Source organism: Caballeronia sp. NCF2 (assembly GCF_023631205.1).
Lineage (GTDB): Bacteria > Pseudomonadota > Gammaproteobacteria > Burkholderiales > Burkholderiaceae > Caballeronia > Caballeronia zhejiangensis.
The window spans coordinates 34,935-56,907 of sequence record NZ_JALQDN010000045.1; the positions used below are offsets into that span (position 1 = coordinate 34,935).

Below are 21,973 nucleotides of genomic sequence, written 5' to 3' on the forward strand. Positions count from 1 at the left end.
CGCTTCGCGGCCGATGGGTCAATCGGGGATGCATGTGCTTCTCTACTAACGTCTCCATCTCACCGCGCGTGGATCACGCCGGTTTCTCTTGCAGACCCGGCGGCAGCGCGTAGCGCTGTGCCGAAGCTATTTCGTGCTGAACCAGCGCGCTCGAAGTTATTGGGCGGCGGACCGCGCGCGATCCAAGCCCCGTTATTGTGATGAGGGCACTCTTTAGGCGAGTGCCACCGTGGACGAGAGGACTACCCAAATTGCGTGTGACCGCGGGCTTAACGAGCTGCTTTCTTTGCTTACTTTCTTTGCAGCAGCAAAGAAAGTGAGTGCCGCCCCGCACAGGGGCAGTGCTAATAGACCGACGCGAAACCGGGATCCGGCGACAAGCGAAAGCAAGAGCGAAAGCAAAAGAAAAAGCGAAAGCAACAAGCGAAAGCGAAAAGCAGAAACCTAAGCCTTAGGCACCCCTTCCTCAACAAGCAAAGCCACCGGCATAACCCCAAGCGCATCGCGCAAAAACAACCTCGCCCCATCGGCTTTAGGCGCACTAGGACTGAGCCAGTCAAACAAAGCCCTTGAATGCAGCGCTTCTGGCAACACGATGGCGGTATCGCCCCAACGCTCGGCCTCGACAAGCGGCACGTCGCGCCCGACGTCCAGCAGCGGCGCTGCAAGCCGCGTCGCAACAACGACAGCAAACGCGCTCCCCGCATGCCGCGCATACGCAATCACGCGCCCCGCATGCTCGCCCTCGACCTCGAGCGGCAAATACTCGCCCTGCGCAAACAACGACTCGCAATGCTTGCGCAATGCCAAAGCTCGCCGCACGATTGCAAGCTTGACGCGCCCATCGCGCCAGTTCGCCAATTGCTCCGAAGGCGGCCCTTGCTCTTCGATCTCGAGAAGCCACTTGCGACGCAACTCATAATCGACAGGCCGACGATTGTCCGGATCGACAAGACTGAAATCCCACAACTCCGTGCCCTGATAAAGGTCCGGCACGCCCGGCGACGTGAGCCGCAAAAGCGTTTGCTGAAAGCTGTTGATCGCGCCGAGCGGTCCGAGCCGCGTGATGAACGCCGATAACTCACGCAGAAAGCCATCGCGGCGCTGCGGCGCGACGATATCGAACAGAAAGTCCCTGCACGCGTTCTCATACGCTTCGTCGGGTGCAAACCAGCTCGTGCGCGTCTTCGACTCGCGCAGCGCCTTCAGTTGCCATCCGGCGACACGTTCGGCGAGTTCGCGAACGCCCGCTTCGTCATCGGGCGCGAGTGTGGTCGGCCAGCATCCGACGAGCGTCTGATACAGCATCGCTTCCGCCGCCGGCCCCGGCGCCCAGTCGTCGATACCGGTGGTTTCGCCATGTCCGCCGCTCGGGCCGCGTCGCAATGGTGTGTTCAACGTCGACCATTGCCTGAGCGTCGCGGCCCATTCGTCGGGAATTTCGCTCAATGCAGCGATGCGCGCGCGCACGTCCTCGCCACGCTTGTGATCGTGCGTCGCCGTGCAAAGCATCGCGTGCGGAAACGCATCGAGGCGTTCGCGATTGCCCGCGTGAAACGCATCGACGGACAACGCGAACTCGCCCGGATCGGCGCCCACTTCGTTGCGCGAAATCAGCCGTCCGTAGCGATAACACGCCGTATCCTCGACCGCCTTCGCCGCCACGGGCGATGTCAGCTGCGAGAACAGCGTCTGCGCCGCGCGACGCTGCGAGCCGCTCGACGACGGGGGATTCGGCCCCGCCTGCGCCTGATTGCGATCGCGCTCACGTTCGCGATTGCGCTCCGCCGCGCGATCCCGGCCGCGTTCGGGACGGTCGTTGCGTTCGCCACGCTCGGGCTGCGGCAGTTCATCGGGCAGCTTGCCGCCGAGCCATTGCGCGACCTGATCCAGCACCACATGGTCCGCACGCGCGAGCACCGCGCGCGCGGCTTCGAGCGCCTGCGCGAAAAAGTGCTCGTCATCGGGGCTGCGCACGCCGCCCACGGGATAGATGCGATACACCGGAAACTGCACGACGAGTTCCGCGACCGCGCGCCGTATCGACGTGAATGTGAAATCGCGCGTGGTCTGCGCATCGCGTGCAATGCGATGCAGCGCGCGCGTCACGCGATCCAGTTCCGCCGCAAGATTCTCCGCGAGGATCTTGCGGCGCGCGGCGAGCGCTTCGTCGGCGAAGCATGCGCTCTTGCCCGTGATCTCGGCCCAAAGCGCGGCAAGCGGCTCCGCGCCCGCCGGATCGTGCAGCAGCGCGCCGACGTCGTTCATGAAGTCGTAACCGGTCGTGCCATCGACCTGCCAGTCGCGGCGCAACGGCTCGCCGCGCGCAAGAATCTTTTCGACGACGAAATACGTGCGCCCATTGCCATGCCGCAACGCCTCGGGCCGTTCCGCCGCCAACTCTTCGAGCCGCGCGCGCAGGCGCTGGCAATACTCGCGCGGTTCGGCGAGACCATCGACGTGATCGACGCGCACACCATCGATCAGACCTTCGGTGAAGAGCCGGAACACGAGCGCATGCGATGCCTCGAACACTTCAGGCCGCTCGACGCGCACGCCGCCGAGCGTGCTCACATCGAAGAAACGCCGCCAGTTCACTTCGTCCGCGGCGGTGCGCCACCATGCCAGCCGATAATGCTGGCGCTCCAGCAGCCGATGCAGCCGGTCGCGACCCGCCGACGTATCCGGCGAATGCGCCGCGAGAATCGCCTCGATCGCGGCCTGGCCGCCTTCCGTCTGCGCGATGGTGATGAGCGCGGTGCGCGCATCGGCGGCGCGCGGCTGATCGGCGGGCTGCGTCGTCAGGCCGACGAAGCGTTGCGCGAGCTCGGGCGCTTCCTGGAACACGGCGGGGTAATCGACCGGACAGACTGGAAACACGTTCGAGTAATACTCGATGACGAAGCGCCCTTCATCCGCGCGATACGCGAGCTTGATCTTGCCGCCCTGCAACTCGTCGCCGTAAGACGCGCCGAGAAACGGCGCGAGCACCTTGCCGCGCAAGGCGGGATCGGGCGAATGCCAGTCGACGTCGAAGAAGCGCGCATGCGCGGCATGCCGTCCCCATTCGAGGATGTCCTGCCACCACGCGTTCTCCGAGCCGCCCACGCCCATGTGATTCGGCACGATATCGACGATCAGTCCCATCTCGTGCGCGCGCAGCTTCTCGACGAAGCGCCGCAGGCCGTCCTCGCCGCCCAGTTCGGGATTGACCGCCGTGTAGTCCACGACGTCGTAGCCGTGCGTGGAGCCGGCGGTCGCGGTCGTGATCGGCGAGACGTACGCGTGACTCACGCCGAGCAGCGCGAAGTAGTCCACGAGCGCGGCGGCATCGTCGAAAGTGAAGCCCTTGTGAAGCTGAAGCCTGAGCGTGGAACGCGGTACGGTCATGGTGATTCGGGTTTCGATTTGGGTTCGTTCGGTTGCGCGGAACGCTTGCGCGCGGCATCGACGGCGAGCAGGCGATCGGCGAAGGCATCGTCGAGAAACAGTTCGTCGACGGGCCGCGTGATGCGCCTTCTCCAGTTCGGATGCTCGTCGATGGAGCCGGGCAGATTCGGCTGCTCCACGAGCGCGAGCAAATCTTCGAGCGGATAGGTGACGAGCGGCGCGGGCGTCGCGGCGACGAAGGCGAGCGCCTCGTCGACGGGCGCATTGTCGATATCGGGCGCCTCCACGTCATCCGGTGCGATGCCCGCGTCCTGAAACGCGCGCCACAGATGCGCGCGATCTTCGCCGCGTTCCTCGAGCGCGGCTTCGACGGCATCGCGACCATCGGCGCGCGCCATCGTCTGGCCGATCTTCGAGCGCCACACGATGTCCTCGCCGCGCCACCATCCGGTGACGGTCGGCAGATCGTGCGTCGTCGTCGTCGCGGTGACGCCGCTGTCCCATTCGCGCGGCGGTTTGAAGCCCGGCCCGTCCACTTCGCGCTCGAACCACAGCACACGAATGCCAAGCAAGCCGTGCTCCTGCAAGCGCTCGGTAAAGCCGGGCGGCACGGTGCCGAGATCCTCGCCGACGACGATCGCGCGATGCCGCCACGATTCGAGCGCGATCAGCCGCAGCATGTCCTCGAGCGGATAGCGCAGATACGCGCCGTCCTTCGCGCTTTCGCCTTCGGGCACGAGCCACAGCCGGCGCAAGCCGAGTATGTGATCGATGCGGATGCCGCCCGCACATTTGAACGCGCAACGCAGCATGTCGATGAACGCGGCGAAGCCTTGCGTACGCATCGCGCGCGGCGAGAACGTCGTGAGTCCCCACGATTGCCCGGCCTGGTTGAATAGATCCGGCGGCGCGCCGACCGACACGCCCGTGAGCATTTCATCGCGATACGACCATGCGTGGCTGCCCGCGCTGTCGCAACCGACGGCGAGATCCGCGACGAGCCCGACCGCCATGCCCGCATCGCGCGCGGCGTGTTGTGCGTGCAGGAGTCCCTTCGCGGCAAGCCATTGCGTGAAGAGATAAAAATCGACCTCGCGGCGATGCGCATCGGCGAATTCCGTCACCGCGTCGCTGCGCGGATCGCGCAACGCTTCGGGCCAGTTGCGCCAGTGACCTTCGCCGTTTTGCGCGATCTGCGCGGCCTGCAGCGCTTCGAAGCGCGCATGGTCTTCGAGCGGACGTCCGCCTTCCTCGACGAATGCGGCGAAGTCTTTCGCGAAGGGCGAATCGCGATCTTCGGAAAACGCGTCGAAGAGGGCGCGCAGAATCGCGAGGCGCGCGTTCGATGCGCGCGGCCAGTCGATCAGCGTCAGTCCTTCGAGTTCGGCGAGTTCCTTCGCGACGCCCGCTTTGTCGATCGCGGCGCGCGCGGCAGGCGCACCGAGCACCGCGGCAGGATCGACGTGCGCGATGTTGAGAAAGAGCCGCGACGACGGCGAATACGGGCTGAACTTGTTCGGCTCTGCGCTGAACATCGCGTGCATCGGGCTGATCGCGACGGCATGTCCGCCGCGCTTCGCAGTTTGCGTCGCGAGCGATGCGAGCGCGGTGAAATCGCCGATGCCGCCGTCGCCGTCACGCCGCAAGCCATACACTTGCGCCGCGACGCCCCACAGCGGCGGCGCCTTCGCCGCATCTTCGTGCAGCGTGCGCCACGCATCGTCGATGGTGTAGCAGCGCGCGGGCGCGACCGCGAGCGTCGTGCGATGGTCGTTGATGACGAGCGTGTGATAGCCCGGCTCCGCGATCGGCGAGAGCAGCGCGGTCTCGCCCTTCGGCGACGTGAAGCGCCCGTCGATCACTTCGCCGCTTTCGAGTTCGATGCGATAGCGCGCGCCCTGTTTCGCCGCCGACACCGGCAGCGCGATGCCGCGATCCACTTCGGCGGTGATGAGCGGCGGCAGCTTGCGGCCGCTCATTTCGGCATCGACGGCGTTCATGCTCTGCTTGATCTGCGCGGCGTTGCCACACGGCAGGCCGAGCTTTTCGAGCAGAATGCGCAGCGTCGTTTCAGGCACGCGCTGCGTGTTCTTGTGCGCGTCCTGCCATTCGATCTCGAAGCCCGCGCGCTCCGCGAGCGCCTCGATGCTGCTCACGGAACGCGTGGCGCCCGTCTGGGTCGTTTTCGTCGCGGCGGCGTTCACGAGACTTTTCCTTCCGCGGATGCCGGTTCGAAGCGGCGCGCGTCGTGCGCAATCGCATATTCGTTCACTTCGCCGGTGATCCACGCGAGGAACGTGCGAGCGCCGAGTTCGCCGTTACGCACGCGATCCTGCGCGCGCGCCGGCGTCTCGAAGATGATCTTGCCCGGCGGCTGCTTGTCGAGCGCGACAGCCGCGTCGCCGAGATTGAGCGCGATGGAGAGCGTTTCGCCGTCGCCGAGCTTCCAGCGCGCGACGAGCGCCTTGTCGCCGAGCACGTCCGCGCCGAGCGCTTTGGCGCCCTTCAGACGCGGCGTGATGAGCTTCGCGCGCACCGTCAACGCCGATCGATAGAAGTGCAGCCATTCGAGCCGGTCTTCTTCGTCCTGCTTGTCGCTGATCTTCGGCGAGGACATGTCGAACGTTTTCTCGTCGTTCGGATCGGGAATCTGCGCGCGGCGCTTTTCGTCGGTGAATGCGGAGAACTTCGCGAATTCCTTGCGACGGCCTTCGCGCACCGCATCGGCGAGTTGATCGTGATAGTCGGTGAAGAAGAGGAACGGCTGCCTCGATCCGTATTGCTCTTCCATGAAAAGCAGCGGAATCTGCGGCGAAAGCAGCAGAAGGCCGGTTGCGGCGAAGAGCGATTCGTCGTCGGTCAATGCGCGCAGGCGATCGCCCATCGCGCGATTGCCGATCTGATCGTGGTTCTGCAGGAACGCGACGAAGCGCGTGGGCGACAGATGCGCGCTCGGTTCGCCGCGCGGCTTGCCGTCATGAATCGGCGACGGATCGCCCTGATACGCGAAGCCTTCGCTGAGAATGCGCGCGAGCTTTTCGATCGGCTTGTCGGAATACGCGCCGTAGTAGCTCTCGTCCTCGCCGGTCAGCAGAACGTGCAGCGTGTTGTGCGCGTCGTCGTTCCATTGCGCGTCGAAATGCGTTTCCAGCAGATTCGCCGTGTTGTGCTCGTTCTCGAGCACGAGATGTACATGACGCCCCGCCTCGACGGAACTGCGGATGCGATGCGCCAGTTCGCGCAGCCATTCGTCATCGTTGATCGCGTGCACCGCGTCGAGGCGCAGGCCATCGAAACGATATTCGTTGAGCCAGTACAGGGCATTGTCGAAGAAAAAGTCGCGCACTTGCGGGCGCTCGAAGTCGATCGCCGGGCCCCACGGCGTGTTCACGCCTTCGCGGAAGAAGGTTTTCGCATACGCGTGCAGATAATTGCCGTCTGGTCCGAAGTGGTTATAGACGACATCGAGAAAGACCATCAGGCCGAGACCGTGCGCGGTGTCGACGAGCCTCTTCAGATCTTCGGGACGGCCATACGCCGAGTCAGGCGCGTAGGGCAACACGCCGTCGTAGCCCCAGTTGCGCGTGCCGGAGAAATCGTTGAGCGGCATCAGCTCGATGGCCGTCACGCCGAGTTGCGCGAGTTCGGGCAGGCGCGCGGTGACGCCCGCGAAACCGCCCATCGCGCCGACGTGCAGTTCGTAAAGCACGGTTTCTTCCCACGGCCGGCCGTGCCAGTTCGTGTGCGTCCATCGATACGCGCGCGGGTCGATGACTTCGCTCGGTCCATGCACGTCCTGCGGCTGATAGCGCGAGGCGGGATCGGGCACGGCGAGGTCCTCGTCGAGCCGATAGCGATACAGCGTGCCCGCGCCGCCATCGGCTTCGGCTTCGAACCAACCGTCGCCGGTCGGCTGCATGTCGACGCGTTCGGGCGTGCCGCCCGCGCGCAGGATTTCCACTTGCACGGCATCGCGCGATGGCGCCCAGAAACGAAAGCGCGTGCGCGGATTGTCGCGTGCGGCGCCCGTTAGATGAGCGCCGAAAGGAAGGCAATACGCATATTGATGCTTGTGCGGATCGATCGGACGTTCGGACATGATTTCCTGCCTCTAATGCTGCGGTGGACTGCGTATGGGTTGTGCGTCAGTGAGGCGAATCGATCTCGGAATCGCGATGCGAGGGCATCGTGCCCGGATCGGGCGGCAATGCCGTCAGAAGACGCGGCCCCTGATGCGCGCCCGCCATCCAGACCGCTTGCCAGTCGGCATCGCCGGTCGGCTCGGCCAGCATCACCACGACGCTGTGCGCGGCCACTTCCAACTCGCTGCCGACGAGAGGCCGCGTCACCGAATCGGGCTCCGCGCTATCCAAGAGCACGTTCCATTCCAAGTGCGGCGCGGGCGGTGTGAACACGAGCGTTTGCGACGATGCATTGAACATGAGCAGCAGCACGTCGATTTCACCGTCGACGCCCGGGCCCGCGCGCCGCAGCGTGAGCGCGCGGCCTTCCGGATCCTGCCATGCTTCGATCGCGAGCGCGTTGCCGCGTTCATCGAACCAACTGACATCGTAGAGTCCCGGCAGCACTTCGCGGTCGCCGTAAAGGAAGCGCGTTTCGCGCAACACCGGGTAGTTTTTGCGCAGTGCAATAACTTTCGCGACGAACTCCGTCATCTCGACGCCGGCGGGGCTTTGCGCCGCGTCCCAGTCGATCCACGAAATCTCGTTGTCCTGGCAATAGGCATTGTTGTTGCCCTGCTGCGTGCGGCCGAATTCGTCGCCGCCGAGAAGCATCGGCGTGCCGAGCGAGAGCAGCGTCGTCGCGATCATCGAGCGGGCGAGACGCGCGCGCACTTCGAGAATCGCGGGATCGTCGGTCGGACCTTCGATGCCCCAGTTCGCGCTGCAATTCTCGTTGTGGCCGTCGTTGTTGCCTTCCTGATTCGCTTCGTTGTGCTTGTGCGAATACGCGGTGACGTCCGCAAGCGTGAAGCCGTCGTGCGACGCGACGAAGTTCACCGACGCCCATGGTTTCCTGAAGCGCCGGTTGAAAAGTTCCGCCGAGCCGGTGAGACGCGCGGCGAGATCGGGGCGCATGCCGGCATCGCCGCGCCAGAAACGCCGGACGCCATCGCGATACTTGTCGTTCCATTCCGCGAAGCCCGGCGGATGATTGCCGACCTGATAGCCGTCCGGCCCGATATCCCACGGCTCGGAGATGAGCTTGCGCGTGGAGAGAACGGGATCCTGGCGCACGGCATCGAAGAAGCCCGAGCCGGGATCGAAGCCGTGGCCTTCGCGGCCGAGCGTGACGCCGAGATCGAAGCGGAAGCCGTCGATGTTGAACGCCGTGCACCAGTAGCGCAGCGAGTCCATCACCATCTGCAAGACGCGCGGATGCGACAGATTCACCGTATTGCCGCAGCCGGTTTCGTTGATGTAGTGACGTTCGTCGCCGGGAATGAGGCGGTAGTAGCTTGCGTTGTCGAGTCCGCGCCACGAGACGGTCGGGCCGAGTTCGTTGCCTTCGCAAGTGTGGTTATAGACGACGTCGAGAATCACTTCGATGCCCGCCGCGTGCAGTTGACGTACGGCGATACGCATTTCGTTGAGCCGATGCGTCGACAGATAGGAAGGCTCGGGCGCGAAGAACGCGGCGGTGTTGTAGCCCCAGTAATTCCTGAGACTGCGTTCGACGAGAAAGCGGTCGTTGAGAAACGCGTGCACCGGAAGAAATTCGACGGCGGTGATGCCGAGCTTCTGCAAGTGCTCGATGAACCAAGGCGACGATAGCGCGGCGAAGGTGCCGCGTTCGTGCTGGCGGATGTCGTGGCGCATCATCGATGCACCGCGCACGTGCGTTTCGTAGACGATGGTTTCGCCCCAGGGCGTGTCGGGGCGCACGTCGCGCGACCAGTCGAAGGCGTCGTCGGTGACGATGCATTTGGGCATCGCGGGTGCGGAGTCGCGGCGATCCATCGACATGTCGAGGCGATTCGAATGCACGCGATAGCCGAAGAGGGCGTCGGACCATCGCCAGGGGCCGACGAGCTTTTTCGCGTAGGGATCGAGCAGCAGCTTGTGGGGATTGAAGCGATGACCTTGCTGCGGCTGATACGGGCCATGCGCGCGAAAGCCGTAGACGGTGCCGGGGTGCGCGCCGGGGAGATAGCCGTGCCAGATTTCGTCGGTGCACTCGGGCAGGTCGAAGCGCATCAGTTCCTTGCGGCCGGTGCTGTCGAAGAGACATACCTCGATGCGATGAGCGTTCGATGAGAACACCGCGAAGTTGACGCCCAGACCGTCCCAGTTGGCTCCGAGCGGGTAGGGCGCGCCCGGGAGCAACTTGTCGGGGAGTGCATTTGCCATGTTGGCGCATCCTTTTGGGGTTTTTCTGCCTTTGCTGTTTCCTGCTCTTGCTCTTCGTATTGCTTGCGCTTCTATGGAATCCCGGTTTCTTAGTGGTCTATCAGCACTGCCCCTGTGCGGGGCAACGCTGATAGACCGACGCGATTACGGGATCCGGCGAAAAAAAAGACCATCAATCGGCCCGCAACACGATGGTTGCCAACGGCGGTAATGTCAACGCCGCCGACTGCTCCCTCCCATGACTCGGATAGTCGTCCGTATGAATCACCCCGCCATTCCCCATATTCGACCCGCCATAAATGGAAGCATCGGAGTTGAACACTTCGCTCCACCGCCCGCGCCGCGGCAACCCGATCCGATAAGCCAGACGAGGCACCGGCGTCATATTGCACACCACGACGACATCGCGCCCTTCGGCATCCGTACGCCGATACGCATAAACGCTATTCGCGTTGTCATCCCCGACGAGCCATTCGAAGCCGCGCGAATCGCTATCCAGCTTGTGCAACGCCGGCTCGCTCGTATAGAGATGATTCAGATCGCGCACGAGCTTCTGCAACCCGCCATGCATCGAATCATCGAGCAGATGCCAATGCGGCGATTCATCGTGATTGAACTCCGCGAACTGGCCGAACTCTCCGCCCATGAACAACAGCTTCTTGCCCGGATGCGTCCACATGAAGCCGAAGTAAGCGCGCAGATTGGCGAACTTCTGCCACCGGTCGCCCGGCATCTTGTTGATCAAAGACCCCTTGCCATGCACGACTTCATCGTGCGACAAAGGCAAGACGAAGCGCTCGGAATACGCATAGACCATCCCGAACGTGTACAGATGATGGTGATACTGCCGATACACCGGATCTTCCTGCATGTAGTGCAGCGTGTCGTGCATCCAGCCCATGTTCCACTTGAAGTCGAAGCCGAGTCCGCCGCTCTCGACATTCGCCGTCACGCCCGGCCATGCAGTCGATTCCTCCGCAACCGTGATCGCGCCCGGAATCTGCCGCACTTCATGATTCAGCCGCTTCAGGAACGCAATCGATTCGAGATTCTCTCGCCCGCCGTAAATGTTCGGCACCCACTCGCCGGCCTTGCGCGAATAGTCGCGATACAGCATCGACGCAACCGCATCGACACGCAAGCCATCGACGTGATAGCGCTTCAGCCACGCCAGCCCCGATGCGATCAGGAACGCGCTCACCTCGTTGCGGCCGAGGTTGTAGATCATCGTGTTCCAGTCCTGGTGATAACCCTCGCGCGGGTCGGCGTGCTCGTACAAAGGCGTGCCGTCGAACTGCACGAGACCGTGCGCGTCGTTCGGAAAATGCGCCGGCACCCAGTCGATGATGACGCCGAGCCCCGCCTCGTGCGCGCGATTCACGAACTCCGCGAACTGCTCCGGCGTGCCGAAGCGCGCGGACGGCGCGAACTGCCCGAGCGGCTGATAACCCCACGAACCGCCGAACGGATGCTCCGCGATCGGCATGAATTCGAGGTGCGTGAAGCCCATGCCCTTCGCATACGGAATCAGACGCTCGGCCAGCTCGTGCCAGTTCATGCCGCGATTGTCTTCCTCCGGCACGCGCAGCCACGACTCGGCATGCGCCTCGTAAATGGTGATCGGCGATTGCGGCGTCTGCTTGCCGCCGCGCGTGTTCATCCACTCGGCGTCGGTCCATGCGTAATGATCGATCGCATCGGCATCCGCGACGACCGATGCCGTCGACGGCGGCTTCTCGCTCTGCATCGCGCACGGATCGGCCTTGAGCGGCAGCGTATGACCGTCGCGCGTGACGATCTCGTACTTGTAACGCGTGCCCGCGCCGATGCCCGGAATGAACAGCTCCCACACGCCTGCGTTGTGACGCAGGCGCATCGGATGGCGCCGCCCATCCCATGTGTTGAAGTCGCCGACCACCGAGACGCGCCGAGCATTCGGCGCCCACACCGCGAAGCGCACGCCCGCGACGCCGCCATGCGTGATGGGCCGCGAGCCGAGGCATTCGAGCACCGCATACGGATCGGCTTGCGAGAGACGGTGGAGCCATTCGTCGCTGAGCACAGGGCCGAACGAATACGTGTCGTGCGTTTCCTGCGGCGTGCCGTGCCAGTCGATCTTCAGGCGATACGCCGCCGGCCTCGTGACGAAGCCCGCGTAAAGCCCCGCATCGTGGATGCGCGCGAGCGAGCCGAGATGCTCGCCGTTGCCCGCATCCGCGACGCTTACTGACGATGCGCCCGGCAGGAACACGCGCACGACGTGCCCCAGATCGGTTTCGTGCAGGCCGAGCATCGAGAAGGCATCGGGATGCCGGGCCTCGACGAGTGCGTCGATATCGAGCGGATTGAGGCCGTGCGCCGGGTTCCTGGTATCCGCCGGATCGCTACGAGTGTTCATGGTGAGTTCCATCCGGATTGTCCTTGTTGGCTCCGAATACGGGTCGCGTGCCCGGAGCGGGCGGCTCGCCCGTATCTCCCAGCAGGCGGCTCGCGAGCGACGCGAGACCCCGCAACGGAAGGCCGATCCAGGTCGGCCGGTTCGCTGCTTCGTAGCGGATTTCGTAAGCGGCCTTCTCGATCAGGAAAAGATCGAGCAACGGCTGAAACACGTCTTCGGCCGCGATCGTTTCGGGCGACGTGGCGATCGCCCCGGTGTACTCCCGCAAAAAGCTCTCCTCGGCGAACGCGCGCAGGCGTTCGAACAGCGCCCGCTTGCGATCCGCCGTCTGCGCGGGCGCGTTTTCCGTCGTCGATTGCGCTGCCGCGCTCGCATACGACAGCGAACGCAACAGGCCCGCGACGTCGCGCAGCGGACTCGTCTTTTTGCGGCGTTCGTCGAGCGGTCGCGCGGGCTCGCCTTCGAAGTCGATGAGATACGCATCGCCTTGCGCCATCAGCACCTGGCCCAGGTGGAAATCGCCGTGGATGCGGATGCACAACGCATCGGCATCGGGCGCGACGAGCTTCTTGACCGTATCGACGAGCAGTTCGCGCCGGTCGAGCAGGCTTTGCGCGAGGAAACGGTCGTGCTCGTTGAATTCGCCGATCTTCTGCGCGAGGATGTCGAGCGCCGATTCGAGCAGCTTCAGCGTGCCGTCGATCCAGCCCTCGACGTCCTCGGCCGATGCGCGCTGCGGCGAGAACGCTTCGTCTTCCGTCGGCGATGCGAGCGCGACGTGCAGTTCGCCCAGCCGCTTGCCGATGATGCCCGCGATGTTGCCGTAGCCCGCTAAACCTTCCGCCTGCGCGTCGCGTTCCTGCGCGTGCTCTTCGGATTCGACCGCGACCGCGAGCTCATCGACGGTGCGGCGCAGATAGTCGAGCGCGTAGTTCCACGCATCGCCCTGATTGTCGATGTAACCCTGCAGGATGATGAGCGTATGCGGCACGCCCTGCGGATCGACGCGCACGACTTCGCCGTAGAGCGGGCCGGTGTTCGCGTAGCCGAGTTGCGTCAGATAGCGGCTCATTTCCGCTTCGGGGTGAATGCCGCCCACGACGCGACGCACGAGCTTGAGCACGATCTTGTCGCCGATCACGAGCGAGCTGTTGCTCTGTTCGGCGGCGAGCCAGCGGATCTCGGGCGGATCGGCGGGATAGAGATTGAGCGTGTCGAAGAGCTCGGTCGGAATGAAGCGGATCTCGCTCTTTTGCACCGTCGGCACGACCGCGCGCTCCTTGAGCTTGCGGATCACGCCATAGGTGAATTGCGGCACCGAGAACGCATCGGTCAAATGCCCGATGTTGCGGTTGCGCCGCACGCGCGCGAGCGCGAGCTGCATGTAGAGCGGCGACGTCGTCTCCGTGCCCCACGCGATCGACAGCGGCAACACGTAGCGCTCGCAATGATCGCCGACATCGGCTTCGATCTCGGTGAACGCGAAGCCCGCGCCTTCGATCGTGGTCAGCGCGGCGAGGCGCACCGCATGCAGCTTCTGATCCTTCGATGCGAACCAGCGGCGCTTGCTCAGATAGTTCGGCAGCACTTCCGATTCGAGCAGCCGCACGTTTTCCGGCGTCGGGCCGGTCTGGCCGGCGCGAATCACCATCGTGACGAACTCGGGCAATTGCTCGGACGGCGCCTGCGCCCACGCGGGCCGCATGTTGCCCGGGCAAAGCTGGAACCACAGGAAGCCGTAGGGCGGGAACGTGAGCAGATACGTGAGCTTGCCGATAGCCGGGAACGGCGAATCGGCGGTCATTTCGAGCGGCACGGAGCCGTCGAATTCCGACAGATCCAGCTCCACCGCTTGCGGCGCACGCGAAAGATTCGCGACGCACAGGATCGGCGGCTCGCCTTCGAGTTCGCGCAGATACGCGAGGATCTTGCGATTCGCGGGCCGCAAGAAGCGGATCGTGCCGCGGCCGAACGCATGCTTCGAGCGGCGCACCGCGAGCATCTTGCGCGTCCAGTTCAGCAGCGAATGCGGATCGCGGCTTTGCGATTCGACGTTCACCGCGTCATAGCCGTAGAGCGAGCCCATCACGGGCGGCAGCACGAGTTGCTCGGGATCGGCGCGCGAGAAACCGCCGTTGCGGTCGGACGACCATTGCATCGGCGTGCGCACGCCGTCGCGATCGCCCAAGTGGATGTTGTCGCCCATGCCGAGCTCGTCGCCGTAATAGATCACGGGCGTGCCGGGCATCGACAGCAGCAGCGAATTGATGAGCTCGATGCGGCGCCGGTCGCGTTCCATCAGCGGCGCGAGACGGCGGCGAATGCCGAGGTTCAGGCGCGCGCGGCGATCGCTCGCGTATGTGTTCCACAAGTAGTCGCGCTCGGAGTCGGTGACCATTTCGAGCGTGAGTTCATCGTGATTGCGCAGGAAGATCGCCCATTGATTGGTTTCGGCGAGGTCCGGCGTCTGCCGCATGATGTCCGTGATCGGGAAGCGATCCTCGCTCGCGATCGACATATAGATGCGCGGCATCAGCGGGAAGTGGAACGCCATGTGGCATTCGTCTTCGTCGCCGAAGTATTCCTTCACGTCTTCCGGCCACTGATTCGCTTCCGCGAGCAGCATGCGGTTCGGATACTCCGCGTCGATGGTGGCGCGAATCTTTTTGAGGATCTGGTGCGTCTCGGGCAGATTCTCGTTGTTCGTGCCTTCGCGCTCGACGAGATACGGCACCGCGTCCAGCCGCAGCCCGTCGATGCCCATGTCGAGCCAGAAGCGCATCACGGAGAGCACTTCCTTGATGACCGCCGGGTTATCGAAGTTCAGGTCGGGCTGATGCGCGTAGAAGCGATGCCAGTAATACTGGCCCGCGACCGGATCGTGCGTCCAGTTCGAAGGTTCCGAGTCGATGAAGATGATGCGCGTCTCTTCGTACTTCTTGTCCGTGTCGGACCACACGTAGTAGTTGCGATGATTCGATCCCGGCTTCGCATGACGCGCGCGCTGAAACCACGGATGCTGATCCGACGTGTGATTGATGACCAGTTCGGTGATCACGCGTATGCCGCGCGCGTGCGCTTCCTGAATGAAGCGCTTGACGTCCGCGATCGTGCCGTAGTCCGGATGCACGTTGCGATAGTCGGCGATGTCGTAGCCGTCGTCGCGGCGCGGCGACGGATAGAACGGCAGCAGCCAGATCGCATCGACGCCCAGCTCCGCGATGTAGTCGAGCTTCGCGAGCAGGCCGGGAAAATCGCCGATGCCGTCGTTGTTCGCATCGAAGAAAGACTTGATGTGAACCTGATAGATGATCGCGTCCTTGTACCAAAGCGGATCGTCGTTGAGAATCGACGCCTTCTTGTTGCGCTTCACCCTTGTATCCACGTTTCGCTCCAATGTTCTTGGTGTGCTTTCGTACGTCGATGAATCACGCTGCGTCAGGCTGCGGCTTCGGCAAACCCCATGTCGGCGATATGCGCCAGATCGCGAATGGCAGCGAATGCGGATTGAGCCGCACATGCTGGCGCCGTCCGCGCCATTCGAATTGCTCGCCCGTCACCTGATCCTCGACCGCGATCGCGTCCCACTCATGCACGCCCCAGCGTTCGAGCGTCTGCCACGGCAGTTCGATATCCGCGCCTTGCTCGTTGAACGGATCGAGGTTGATCGCGACGAGCACGACGTTGTCGCGCGACGCGTTCGCCTTTTCGAAGAACAGGATGTGATCGTTATGCGCGGGCAGGAAGTTGACGCCCAAATGCGTCTGCAACGCGGGATTCGCGCGGCGGATGCGATTGAGCGCGGTGATTTCCGTGACGATGTTGCCGGGCCGGTTCCAGTCCCACGCCTTCAGTTCGTACTTCTCGGAGTCGAGATACTCCTCGCTGTTCGGCAGCGCCGCCGATTCGCACAGCTCGAAGCCGCTATACACGCCCCACAATCCGGATAGCGTGGCCGCCAGCGCCGCGCGAATCACGAAACCCGGCCGTCCGGAGCTTTGCAGGAAGCGCGGATTGATATCCGGCGTGTTCACGAAGAAGTTCGGGCGGAAGAATTCCTTCGCATCGGTCTGCGTGAGATCGTGCATGTACTCGAGAAAATCGCGCTTGCTCTCGCGCCAGGTGAAGTACGTGTACGACTGCGAGAAGCCGAGCTTCGCGAGACGGTTCATCACGCGCGGCCGCGTGAACGCTTCGGCGAGGAAGATGACATCGGGATGGCGCGCGCGCACGTCGCCGATCACCCATTCCCAAAACGGGAAGGGCTTCGTATGCGGATTGTCGACGCGGAAGATTCGCACGCCCGCCGCGATCCAGTGCAGGAACACGTCGCGCAACGCGAGCCACAGATCGGGTTTCGCGTCCTGCGCGTAGAAGTCCGGATTCACGATGTCCTGATACTTCTTCGGCGGATTTTCCGCATAACGCAGCGTGCCGTCGGGACGCCATGCGAACCACGTCGGATGCTCCTTGAGCCACGGATGATCCGGCGAGCATTGCACCGCGAAGTCGAGCGCGATCTCGAGCCCGTGTTCGTGCGCGGCTTCGAGCATGCGCTTGAAGTCGTCGAGATTGCCGAGTTCGGGATGCAGCGCGTCGTGGCCGCCTTCCTTGCCGCCGATCGCATATGGGCTGCCGACATCGCCCGGCTGCGCGGTCAGCGAGTTGTTCTTGCCCTTGCGGTTCGCGACGCCGATCGGATGGATCGGCGGAAAGTACAGCACGTCGAAGCCCATCTCGCGGATGCGCGGCAGCTTGCCGATCACGTCGATGAACGTGCCGTGACGATTCACGTCGTCGCTCATGGAACGCGGGAAGATCTCGTACCAGCTCGCGAAGCGCGCGGCGGCGCGTTCCGAATCGATGCGGTACACGACCGGATCGCGCGACAGGAACGGACGATGCCGCGCCGCTGCAACGGCTTTCGCGGTCGCGCTCGCGAGCACGAGTTCGAGCTTGCGCGCGTCGTCGGCCTTCGTGAATTCCTTGACGATCGCTTCGAGCGGCGCGCTGTCGCTGTCGGCATCGTCGGAGGTTTTGACTTCGGCGAGGATCAGCGCGAACAGATGCTTCGCTTCCTCGACTTCGAGCTCCACCGTCTGACCGGCCTTCAGCTTCTTCTGCATGTGATCGACGAGCGACGCGTAATCGTCGCGCCACGCCATCACGACGAATTCATGGCGGCCCACGCGTTCGAGCGGAATGCGCGTGCTCCACAGATCGAGGCCGGCGGGCTGCACGGCGGTCATCGGCGCTTCGTGCCACTCGGTTTCATCGGCGGCGCGCCATTGCACGGCGGCGGCGATCTTGTCGTGGCCTTCCGCGAAGATCGCTGCCTGAATCTCCACCGCCTCGCCGACGATGCGCTTCGCCGGAAAGCGTCCGTGATCGACCGAAGGCGTCACGCTCTCGATCGACACGCGCGGCGCGGCGATCGCCTCGGCGACGGACTTCTTGTCGGCGGCCTTCGCGCCGCGCTTCACTTGCGGCTGCGCGAGCAGGATGAACGGCTCGGCTTCCGCGCGATACAGGCGCACTTCGCCCGCCTTGAGCGTGAAGGGCGCGAGGCGCTCGGGCTTGCCCATCGTGTCGTCGATCAGCGCGAAGCGCGTGTAGTTGCCCGGCACCGATTCGAGCAGATGCAACGTATCGACGTGCACGGGCGCGACGAGATCGGGATTGATGACGGCGAGCACGGCGTCGCTGCTATGGCGCAGATCGCCGCCATCCGCGCGAATCAGCGCCGCGTAGGGCGTGCCCGCCCCCGTCAGCGCGCGCAGTTCGCCGACGCTCGCGAGCGTGCCGACGTTGCGCTGCAACTCGTTCGCACGCCGGATGCGCGCGGTGAGATCGATGCGCTTCTCGCTCTTCGCACGCTCGTATTCCGCCGCGATGCCGTATTGCGGCGACATCGGCAGGGCGACGCCGTATTCGAAGCCCATCGGCACCATGATGCCGGTGCCGAGCGCGGCGGCGGTGTCGAGCGCGCGCGTGTAGGCGCGTTCGACGAGCGCGGTGTCGCTCGTATCAGCGAGATCGCTGATGAGCCGCGCGCCGAACGGATCTTCCGGAAACGCGATGGGCGGTGCGATGCGCGACAGCGCCGCGTGCTCGTCGAAGAGCCACGCGCTCTTGAAGTCCCACCAGCGCGTCGATGCGAACACGGCGTCGAAACCGGCGTCGGCGAGACCGTGCAGATCATGCCGCGTGACGCCGACGGTCCACGCGAGCCAGCGCGTCTCCGGATGCTTTTCGCGCACCGCCGCGCCGAGCCTGCGCCACACATGCGCGGGCACCGCGTCCGGCGCATCGAAGCGAAACCCGCCCACGCCCGCATCGGCGAGCAGGTTCAGCTCGCGCGCCCACCATTCGGTCAGATGATGCGCGGCCTCGCCATCGGCGAAATTCGCCCACGCGACGTCGCGCTGACGCGGCGGCTTGCGCGGATCGAGGCGCGCATCCGCGCTTTCGAACGGCTGAAACCAGTGCTTGTTGTCCTGATAGAGCCCGCCTTCGGCGCTCACGCGGTCGATCACGATATCGACGAGCAGCGTGAGCTTGTGCTTTTTCGCGGCGTCGGCGAGCTGGCGCAGGCCGTCGGATGCGCTCGCATCGGATTCGAAGACGGAATGCAGCCGATGATGATCGGCGACCGCCTCGCGATGCCCGTTGCTGCCGGGCGTGAACGGCGAGCCGATCAGGACGTGATCGAAGCCGAGCCCTGCCGCGTGCTCGAACTGGGCGGGCCAGTTCGCGAGCGGGCCGACGAGCAGGGGATCGATGAAGTAGATACGCGGCGCGTACGCATGAGGAGCTTGATGGTTTTCCATCGTTCGTCTTTTCCAGAGTCGTCCTGCGGTGGCGGGGATGCGGGCATCAATCGCGATCACGCTCACGGGCCAAACTGGCTGAAGAGCTGGTCCGCGCGTCACGAATCACGCGAACTCTCAGGCGGAACTCAGATTACACCTTGGCGCCGGATTTCGACGCCTGCCTGGCCGCGTTGTCGCGATGCACCGTGCATCGAATGCCTTCTTGCATCACGGTGGGCGCCACGGTCCCCAAGTGATTTCCTTCGGGCTCATGCACGGGCGGGACAGCACGTTGCGTGCCGCGCCCGGTTCGAACCCTGGTCGTTACTATGGAGCAACTGCCGCCGGCACGCTCACGCGGTGCGCGCCATCGAATGCGCGTCCTGTGCCCGTGCGGGCGTCGGCATGACATCGGCCACGCGGCGCGCACGCAATGCGGTGCGGCTCGGACGCGCGCCGCTCAGGCCGACGTACAGTGCGACCATCGTCGTCACGGCTTCGTTCCATCCGAAATCGCAGGACATCGCGTTGCGCTGCAACGCGCGCCACACTTGCGGACGCATGTAGGCGTCGAGCGCGCGGCTCGCGGCGTAGACGATATCGTCCGCGCGTTCGCCATCGAAGAGAAAGCCGGTGGGCGCGTGCGAGGAGCGCGGCGCGGGGACCGGCGCGACAGGCAGATCATGCGTGCCGTCGCGCAGCCACGCCGATGGACGGAGCACGTCGCGCATGCCGTGCAGTTCGTTTTGCGCCGCATCGACGATCGTGTCGGCGAGGCCGCCCACGCGCGATGCGACCGGCAGCGTGCCGTAGCGCATCGCATACATCTGCGTGAGGCCGCACGGCTCGAAGCGGCTGCCGTGCAGAAGGATGTCCGCGCCCGCGTGCAGGGCATGGGCGCGCCGTTCGTCGTATCCGATATGCACGCCCACGCGATCCGGCCATTCCTGCGCGAGCTTCCTGAAACCGGCTTCGATATGCGCCTCGCCCTTGCCGATCACGGCGAGCTGCAGACGCGGATGTCGCGCGAGCAGACGCGGCAGCGCATCCAGCACGACATCGGCGAGTTTCTGACCGGTCATGCGGCTGCCGATCGCCATCAGCGGCGCGAACGGATCGACGGGCAAGCCGAACATGCGTTGCAGCGCGCGCTTGCACGCGTGCTTGCCGCGCATATCGTCGAAGGAATAGGTGCGTTCGATGAGCGGATCGGCGGCGGGATTCCACGTTTCTTCGTCGATGCCGTTCACGACGCCCGACAGCTTGTCGGCGCAGCTTTGCAGCACGCCTTCCATCAGATGACCGAAGCGCTGCGTGAGAATTTCGCGCGCGTAAGTTTCGGAGACGGTCGTTACGCGATCGGCGTGGACGATGCCCGCTTTCATCAGACTCAATGCGCCATAGAACTCGATGCTCTTCGGGTCGCTCAACGCATGCACGAGCCACTTTTCCGGCACGCCGAGCGACGCACCAAGCGAGAGCGCGTAGTTGCCCTGGAATGCGAGATTGTGGATCGTGAATACGCTCTTTGCGTGCACGTCCGCGTGCTTCATCAGCAGCGGCGTCAGGCCCGTGTGCCAGTCGTGTGCATGAACGATGTCCGGCTTCTTCACGCCGCGCACGCCTTGCGCGATCCGCACCGCGGCGGCGGAAAGCGTCGCGAAGCGAAGCGCGTTGTCCTGATAGTCGCGGCCCTGTTCGTCCTGATAAAGCCCGTCGCGCGCGTAGAGCGTGTCGCAGCGCAGCAGCAGAACCGGCACGCCGGTATCGGGCATGCGGCCGCGCAGCAGCGCCGCGTCGCCGCCGGGCAGGCCGGTGAGCGTGCCGATCTTGCTCAGGCCTTCGGCTTGGGCAATAGCGTTCGGATAGGCGGGAAGCAGGATGGTGGCATCGACGCCGGCTTCGCGCAGCGCGGCAGCATAGGCGCTGACCATATCGCCGAGTCCGCCGGTCTTGGCGAGCGGGACGGCTTCGGAGGCGACCAGCAGAACGTTCAAAGGCAAAATGGGCTCTCCTGTGCATGCGGAACGCACGAGCGCGAGGCCGCGCGAGCGAGTGCTGATCCGGGTTTCTTCTGATTGGGCTGGCGCAATGCAGCAATCGCTGTGCCACCGAGCGGGGGCGTGTGTGCGCTGCGGCACGTTCATTTCCGCCTATGGCACGACGAGACCGCCGGCGCCCCCGTCCCGCAGAGCAAGAAAGGCACGAACGTGCCGCGTGTAAAACTGACTGCGGCGCGCGCCGCGTTTTTACACGGCGCGTTCGATGAGCCGTTCGTCGAGCTTATGGCGCGCGCGTGACAGCGTCGTTTCAGCCGCCGACCATGCTCGCGGCGATGTTGATCGAAAGCCCGAGCACCGCGAGATTGAAGAAGAACGACAGCACCGATTGCGCGAGCGCCGTGCGGCGCGCCGACGTCGATGCAAGCGCGATATCGGCGGTCTGCGACGCGACCGCGATCGTGAAGGAGAAGTAGAGGAAGTCCCAGTAACCCGGCTTCAGATGACGGTCGGGAAATCTCAGCGCGGTATCGTTGTCCGGCGACTGATAGTAGTGCCGCGCGTAGTGGAGCGTGAACATCGTCGGGATCAGGAACCATGCGCCGAGCATCGTCGCGCCGGTGAGCACGTAATGCAGCACCGCGCCGGCGCCCATGTGCTTCGCGGTCGACAGCTCGACGACGATCGCCACGATGCTCGCAATCGCCGCGACGCTCACGACCATCAGCACGGTCGCGGCGTTTTCGTCTTCGCGCTCGGCCAGTTCCTGCACGTCGCTCTGGCGCGCGGACGCCATCTTCACCCAGATGAGCGCGAGGTAGAGCCACACGGCCGAGTCCCAGCCGATCAGCGCGCGCGCCGTCGGCCGCACGTGCGCCGGAACCAAAGCGGCGGCGACGCAACCAACAGCCAGGCCGATCAGCGCGCGCGGCCGGTTGCGCAGTACGGGCGGGAAGATCGGCTTCATTTCGTTTTGTCCGCATGTGAGGCAGGCATCGCCCG

9 protein-coding genes are annotated in these 21,973 nt (G+C 64.5%); all 9 read right to left on the reverse strand.

Annotated elements, in window-relative coordinates; genetic code table 11:
* Positions 1-444: 444 nt before the first annotated feature.
* The gene (treY, locus tag NCS02_RS14850; protein WP_250502720.1) at positions 445-3,390 is read right to left on the reverse strand and encodes a malto-oligosyltrehalose synthase; all 2,946 of its coding nucleotides are present in this window, start codon (positions 3,388-3,390) and stop codon (positions 445-447) included.
* On the reverse strand, positions 3,387-5,594 hold the full coding sequence (malQ, locus tag NCS02_RS14855) for a 4-alpha-glucanotransferase (protein ID WP_250440378.1): 2,208 nt from the start codon (positions 5,592-5,594) through the stop codon (positions 3,387-3,389). The genes treY and malQ overlap by 4 nt, the downstream gene beginning before the upstream one ends.
* The gene (gene treZ / locus NCS02_RS14860) at positions 5,591-7,489 is read right to left on the reverse strand and encodes a malto-oligosyltrehalose trehalohydrolase (protein WP_250502721.1); all 1,899 of its coding nucleotides are present in this window, start codon (positions 7,487-7,489) and stop codon (positions 5,591-5,593) included. Before treZ ends, malQ begins: the two co-directional genes overlap by 4 nt.
* A gap of 46 nt (positions 7,490-7,535) precedes the next feature.
* On the reverse strand, positions 7,536-9,761 hold the full coding sequence (glgX, locus tag NCS02_RS14865; RefSeq protein WP_250502722.1) for a glycogen debranching protein GlgX: 2,226 nt from the start codon (positions 9,759-9,761) through the stop codon (positions 7,536-7,538).
* Between the two features lie 172 nt (positions 9,762-9,933).
* Entirely contained in the window at positions 9,934-12,159 is a 2,226-nt protein-coding gene (glgB, locus tag NCS02_RS14870) for a 1,4-alpha-glucan branching protein GlgB (protein ID WP_175982523.1), read from the reverse strand.
* A complete protein-coding gene (treS, locus tag NCS02_RS14875; protein ID WP_051079077.1) occupies positions 12,146-15,556 on the reverse strand; it encodes a maltose alpha-D-glucosyltransferase in 3,411 nt (1,136 codons plus the stop codon). The genes glgB and treS overlap by 14 nt, the downstream gene beginning before the upstream one ends.
* A gap of 31 nt (positions 15,557-15,587) precedes the next feature.
* Positions 15,588-18,989: a maltotransferase domain-containing protein gene (locus NCS02_RS14880; protein WP_175982522.1), complete on the reverse strand. Its 3,402-nt coding sequence runs from the start codon at positions 18,987-18,989 to the stop codon at positions 15,588-15,590.
* Positions 18,990-19,324: 335 nt separating this feature from the next.
* Positions 19,325-20,974, reverse strand: a complete 1,650-nt coding sequence (glgA, locus tag NCS02_RS14885) for a glycogen synthase GlgA (RefSeq protein WP_250502723.1) — start codon at positions 20,972-20,974, stop codon at positions 19,325-19,327.
* 307 nt (positions 20,975-21,281) lie between these two features.
* A complete protein-coding gene (locus NCS02_RS14890) occupies positions 21,282-21,938 on the reverse strand; it encodes a DUF1345 domain-containing protein (protein ID WP_008354009.1) in 657 nt (218 codons plus the stop codon).
* Between the last annotated feature and the right edge of the window lie 35 nt (positions 21,939-21,973).

What these genes read in the sequence shown, in the direction of transcription:
- treY (WP_250502720.1), bottom strand. Translation starts at nt 3,390, where the DNA reads ATGACCGTACCGCGTTCCACGCTCAGGCTTCAGCTTCACAAGGGCTTC.
- treZ (WP_250502721.1), bottom strand. Translation starts at nt 7,489, where the DNA reads ATGTCCGAACGTCCGATCGATCCGCACAAGCATCAATATGCGTATTGC.
- glgX (WP_250502722.1), bottom strand. Translation starts at nt 9,761, where the DNA reads ATGGCAAATGCACTCCCCGACAAGTTGCTCCCGGGCGCGCCCTACCCG.
- glgB (WP_175982523.1), bottom strand. Translation starts at nt 12,159, where the DNA reads ATGAACACTCGTAGCGATCCGGCGGATACCAGGAACCCGGCGCACGGC.
- NCS02_RS14880 (WP_175982522.1), bottom strand. Translation starts at nt 18,989, where the DNA reads ATGGAAAACCATCAAGCTCCTCATGCGTACGCGCCGCGTATCTACTTC.
- NCS02_RS14890 (WP_008354009.1), bottom strand. Translation starts at nt 21,938, where the DNA reads ATGAAGCCGATCTTCCCGCCCGTACTGCGCAACCGGCCGCGCGCGCTG.